This is a genomic window from Halobacillus sp. KGW1, assembly GCF_001592845.1.
Lineage (GTDB): Bacteria > Bacillota > Bacilli > Bacillales > Halobacillaceae > Halobacillus.
On sequence record NZ_LSOC01000006.1, the window covers coordinates 89,940 to 90,684 of the forward strand.

The following is a 745-nucleotide window of genomic DNA, read 5'->3' on the forward strand; positions in this document are numbered from 1 at the left end:
GTATAGAAATAGTATAAACGTTCTTCTTCATCTTATACATCATGTCTATTTAATTTCATAAAAATAAGCTGACAAATAGCTATCAGCAACTATCACACAGAAATAAAATGGTGGAGGGAGTAGGACTCGAACCTACGAACCCGATGGGAGCGGATTTACAGTCCGCCGCGTTTGGCCAACTTCGCTATCCCTCCACTAAATATTAAGTGGTGCCGGCCAGAGGACTTGAACCCCCAACCTACTGATTACAAATCAGTTGCTCTGCCAGTTGAGCTAGGCCGGCGATATAAAGTTAATGGTGGAGGATGCAGGGTTCGAACCTGCGACCCCTTGCTTGTAAGGCAAGTGCTCTCCCAGCTGAGCTAATCCTCCGAGTGGTGACCCGTACGGGATTCGAACCCGTGTTACCGCCGTGAAAGGGCGGTGTCTTAACCGCTTGACCAACGGGCCATTAAAACATTCTACAGAGCTTCCAGCCGGATTTGAACCGGCGACCCCTTCCTTACCATGGAAGTGCTCTACCACTGAGCTATGGAAGCAAGTGGCTCCAACGGTAGGATTCGAACCTACGACCGATCGGTTAACAGCCGATTGCTCTACCACTGAGCTACGTTGGAATAATTGAAAAACTTTTTCAAATAAAGCAATAAGGAAAGAGAATTGATGTGGCAGCGTCCTACTCTCACGGGGATCTACCCGACTACCATCGGCGCTGAAGAGCTTAACTGCTGTGTTCGGCATGGGA

Annotated in this window: 6 tRNA genes; all 6 read right to left on the reverse strand. The window is 48.3% G+C overall.

Annotated elements, in window-relative coordinates:
• Nucleotides 1-108: 108 nt before the first annotated feature.
• Nucleotides 109-194, reverse strand: a tRNA-Tyr gene (locus AXG56_RS18455).
• Between the two features lie 13 nt (nt 195-207).
• Nucleotides 208-283 (reverse strand) — tRNA-Thr (locus AXG56_RS18460).
• 13 nt (nt 284-296) lie between these two features.
• A tRNA-Val gene (locus AXG56_RS18465) sits at nt 297-372 on the reverse strand.
• Nucleotides 373-375: 3 nt separating this feature from the next.
• Nucleotides 376-450: transfer RNA gene (locus tag AXG56_RS18470), tRNA-Glu, on the reverse strand.
• A gap of 17 nt (nt 451-467) precedes the next feature.
• Nucleotides 468-539 (reverse strand) — tRNA-Thr (locus tag AXG56_RS18475).
• 3 nt (nt 540-542) lie between these two features.
• Nucleotides 543-617 (reverse strand) — tRNA-Asn (locus AXG56_RS18480).
• Nucleotides 618-745: the final 128 nt, after the last annotated feature.